Below are 3,878 nucleotides of genomic sequence, written 5' to 3'. Positions count from 1 at the left end.
TTTGTATTTAATATACAAGTTTTGATTTGTAATTTGAAAATACAACCTATAATGCGTAAAGCCAAAAAACAAAGTATGCTTTGTTTTTACGTCATCACGTAGCGGGGTTGTATGAGCGAATTTCCCGTGCGCACCGGCCACCAGCTACCTGAGCTGTTGCAGGCCTATCGCAAGCAGTCCGGCATGACCCAAAGCGAGGTCGCGCGCCGCCTGGGCGTGACCCAGCAGAACCTGTCCTCGCTGGAGCGCAATGCCGACAAGGTGAGCGCCGAGCGCCTCATCGAGCTGCTCAATATCCTGGGCGTCGAGCTGGTGTTGCGCAAGATCGAAGCGGCCCCCTCCGACTCTCTTGCTTCCCCCTTGGATACACCCCAATGGTAACGGCACGCCGCCGCAAGCCCAAGGAGCTCGGCCTGTGGATGAATGGCAGTTTCGTGGGGACCTGGGCGCTGACGGCACAAGGCGACAGCCTGCAATATGACGCCCGCTGGGTCGCCTCCGCCAGCGGCCGGCCATTGTCGCTTTCCCTGCCTTTCCGGCCGGGCAATCCCCCCCATCGCGGCGACCTGGTACGGCATTATTTCGAAAACCTGCTGCCAGACAGCAAAGCCATTCGCGAGCGGCTGGCACGCCGTTACCAGGCCGCCGATACCGATGCCTTCGCCCTGCTGGCCGAAGCCGGTCGCGATTGCGTGGGGGCCTTGCAGATATTGCCTCTTGGCACCACACCTGAGCTGTCTTGGAGCATTGATGCCCGCCCCTTGAGTGAGCGGGAAGTGGCCGAACTGCTGCACCAGACCCTGGAACCGACGCCCCTGGCCCTGATTGAGGGCCAGGAGTTGCGGCTCTCCATTGCCGGCGCCCAGGAAAAAACCGCCCTGCTGCGTCACCTTGACCAATGGTGTTGGCCGCATGGCGCCACGCCTACCACCCATATCCTGAAACTGCCCATGGGCCTGGTGGGCGGGCTCCAGCTCGATTTGCGCCATTCGGTCGAGAATGAGTGGCTGTGCTCACGCATCCTCGCCGCGTATGGGATGCCGGTCGCCGCCTGCGACATCCTCTGTTTCGAAGACCAGAAGGTGTTGGCGGTGGAGCGCTTCGACCGCCGCTGGAGCCGCGACCCCGCGAGCGGCGAGGCCATGCTGCTGCGCCTGCCGCAAGAAGACATGTGCCAGGCGACCGGCATCTCTCCCTGGTTGAAATATGAGGCCGATGGCGGCCCCGGCATGAAGGAGATCATGGCCTTGCTGGGCGGCGCCATCGATCCGGTGGCCGCGCGTCGGCACTTCTTCAAGGCGCAACTGCTGTTCTGGATGCTGTGGGCCACTGATGGTCATGCCAAGAATTTCTCGCTGTTCCTCAAGGCAGGGGGGCGCTACGAACCCACGCCCCTGTATGACGTGCTGTCGGTGTTTCCGCTCATTGGCGAAGGGCCGGGCAAGCTCTCCTCCCATCGCGCCGCCATGGCCATGACCGTACGCGCCAAGAATGCCCATCGCAAGATGAAGGAAATCCTGCCCCGGCACTGGATGGCGTTGGGTATTCATTTCGGTATCGTCGCCGAGAATGGCGACGGCCCCCGTGCCATCCTGCAAGAACTGGCCGAGCAGACGGACCAGGTCATTGCCAAGGTGCAAGCCGATCTGCCCCCAGGCTTCCCGTCAGAGCTGGCAGCATCCATCCTGGATGGCCTGCGTCGTTCGGCAAGCAGCCTCCTGTCATTCGTTCAAACTGCATGAAATTCTTGCCCGGTGATATAGGGCGTTGGCATTTAATTAATAATTGATTCTGCCCAATAAATAATCAGCCCCAAAGATGTAACCACGCCCCATTCTTGCTGGGCGGGGGCCGTCAATCGCGCTAAAATAGCGCCCTTCCCCGAACCTCCCCCTGATCCACGTCGTGAACATTGGGCCCTATTCCCTGCGCAACAACGTGTTCGTCGCCCCCATGGCGGGTGTGACCGACCGTCCGTTCCGCCAGTTGTGCAAGCAACTGGGGGCAGGGTATGCCGTGTCCGAAATGGCGGCCTCCGATCCGCGGCTGTGGCACAGCGAGAAGACTTCGCGCCGCATCAACCATGATGGCGAGATGGAACCCAAGGCGGTGCAGATCGCCGGCGCCGATCCGCTCATGCTGGCCGATTGCGCGAAGTACAACGTCGAGCGCGGCGCGCAGATCATCGACATCAACATGGGCTGCCCGGTCAAGAAGGTTTGCAATAGCTGGTGCGGTTCGGCCCTGTTGCAGGACGAGGAACTGGTGGCGCGCATCCTGGATGCGGTGGTGTCGGCGGTGGACGTGCCGGTGACGCTGAAATTCCGTACCGGCTGGAACCGCGCCAACAAAAACGCCCTGAAGATCGCCGGCCGCGCCGAGGCCGCCGGCATCGCCATGCTGACCCTGCATGGCCGCACCCGCGCCGATGGCTATAGTGGTGAAGCGGAATACGAGACCATCGCCGCGGTCAAGGCGGCAGTGAAGATTCCAGTGGTGGCCAACGGCGACATCACCACCCCCGAGAAGGCGCGTGAAGTCTTGCGCATCACCGGGGCCGATGCCGTCATGGTCGGCCGTGCCGCCCAGGGGCGGCCTTGGATCTTTCGCGAGATCGATCACTTCCTGCGCACCGGCGACTTTCTGCCGGCGCCGCTGGTGAGCGAAGTGGAGCACCTGATGGCCGAGCACCTGCAGGCCCACTACGCGTTCTATGGCGAGTACCTGGGCGTGCGCACGGCGCGCAAGCATATCGGTTGGTATGTGCGCGACCTGCCGGGCGGCGAGCAGTTCCGCCGCAGCATGAACCGCATCGAAGACTGCGGCCAGCAGTTGCAGGCAGTGCGGCAATTCTTCGCCGACCAGGCCGCCCATGGCGAACGCCTGCAATACGAACTGGCCCAGGAGATGCAAGAGGTCCCGCTGGCCGCGTAGTGAGTGGGCCATGCACTGGCCCCATCGGCGGCACGGCAGGACAGGGTAGCGGATGCGCTGGCGCGCAATTGATCAACAAGACGGCATCACCACGCAACATCGCGCAAGGGGAAAACGGCGCATCGGGCCGTGTGTGGCGAGCCGACAAGAACAGAAGCAGCAGAGCAATGAGCAAAGAAAGTATTGAGGATGTCGTCAAGAAGAGCCTGGAAAAATATTTCCGGGATCTGGGTGAGCAGCTTCCGACCAATGTCTATGACATGGTCTTGTCCACCGTCGAAAAACCGGTCTTCGAGACCGTGATGGCGCGCGCCGAGGGCAACCAGTCCCAGGCCGCCGAAATCCTCGGCATCAATCGCAACACGCTGCGCAAGAAGCTGCAGCAGCACGGCCTGCTGTAGCCCACGGCCACTCCGGTGGTGGCGCCGCAGCTTTCTTCCACGGTTTCCCAGGTTTCCTTTTCCTTACCAGTCTTGCCTACCATGATCAAACAAGCACTCATTTCCGTATCCGACAAGGCAGGCGTGCTCGACTTCGCGCGCGCGCTGTCCGCCATGGGCGTCAACATCCTGTCCACTGGCGGCACCGCCAAGCTGCTGGCCGACAATGGCGTGCCGGTCACCGAAGTGGCCGACTACACCGGCTTCCCGGAAATGCTGGATGGCCGCGTGAAGACGCTGCATCCCAAGGTGCATGGCGGCATCCTGGCGCGTCGCGATTTCCCCGAGCACGTCGCCGCCCTGGAACAGCACGGCATTCCCACCATCGACATGGTGGTGGTCAACCTGTACCCGTTCCAGCAGACCGTGGCCAAGGACGAGTGCGCGCTGGAAGACGCGATCGAGAACATCGACATCGGCGGCCCGGCCATGCTGCGTTCCTCGGCCAAGAACCACAAGGACGTGATCGTCATCTGTGACCCGACCGACTTGACGGCGTGCTGC

General features: G+C 62.0%; 4 protein-coding genes and 1 pseudogene. All 5 read left to right on the top strand.

Annotated elements, in window-relative coordinates; genetic code table 11:
- Nucleotides 1–111: 111 nt before the first annotated feature.
- On the top strand, nucleotides 112–381 hold the full coding sequence (locus I5W_RS10845; RefSeq protein ID WP_044529230.1) for a helix-turn-helix domain-containing protein: 270 nt from the start codon (nucleotides 112–114) through the stop codon (nucleotides 379–381).
- Nucleotides 375–1,742 (top strand): type II toxin-antitoxin system HipA family toxin, encoded by a 1,368-nt coding sequence (locus tag I5W_RS10840; RefSeq protein WP_083893513.1) that lies wholly within the window; start codon nucleotides 375–377, stop codon nucleotides 1,740–1,742. The genes I5W_RS10845 and I5W_RS10840 overlap by 7 nt, the downstream gene beginning before the upstream one ends.
- A 163-nt stretch (nucleotides 1,743–1,905) precedes the next feature.
- Entirely contained in the window at nucleotides 1,906–2,934 is a 1,029-nt protein-coding gene (dusB, locus tag I5W_RS10835) for a tRNA dihydrouridine synthase DusB (RefSeq protein WP_044529229.1), read from the top strand.
- A gap of 167 nt (nucleotides 2,935–3,101) precedes the next feature.
- On the top strand, nucleotides 3,102–3,335 hold the full coding sequence (locus tag I5W_RS10830) for a Fis family transcriptional regulator (RefSeq protein WP_008117471.1): 234 nt from the start codon (nucleotides 3,102–3,104) through the stop codon (nucleotides 3,333–3,335).
- A gap of 81 nt (nucleotides 3,336–3,416) precedes the next feature.
- Nucleotides 3,417–3,878 (top strand): annotated as a pseudogene (gene purH, locus I5W_RS29055) (bifunctional phosphoribosylaminoimidazolecarboxamide formyltransferase/IMP cyclohydrolase); the annotation flags it as partial.

Source organism: Herbaspirillum sp. B65, from assembly GCF_000333555.1.
GTDB classification, from domain to species: domain Bacteria; phylum Pseudomonadota; class Gammaproteobacteria; order Burkholderiales; family Burkholderiaceae_D; genus Herbaspirillum; species Herbaspirillum rubrisubalbicans.
This window is presented reverse-complemented; position numbering and strand designations above follow the sequence as displayed.

What these genes read in the sequence shown, in the direction of transcription:
- I5W_RS10840 (WP_083893513.1), top strand. Translation starts at nt 375, where the DNA reads ATGGTAACGGCACGCCGCCGCAAGCCCAAGGAGCTCGGCCTGTGGATG.
- I5W_RS10845 (WP_044529230.1), top strand. Translation starts at nt 112, where the DNA reads ATGAGCGAATTTCCCGTGCGCACCGGCCACCAGCTACCTGAGCTGTTG.
- I5W_RS10830 (WP_008117471.1), top strand. Translation starts at nt 3,102, where the DNA reads ATGAGCAAAGAAAGTATTGAGGATGTCGTCAAGAAGAGCCTGGAAAAA.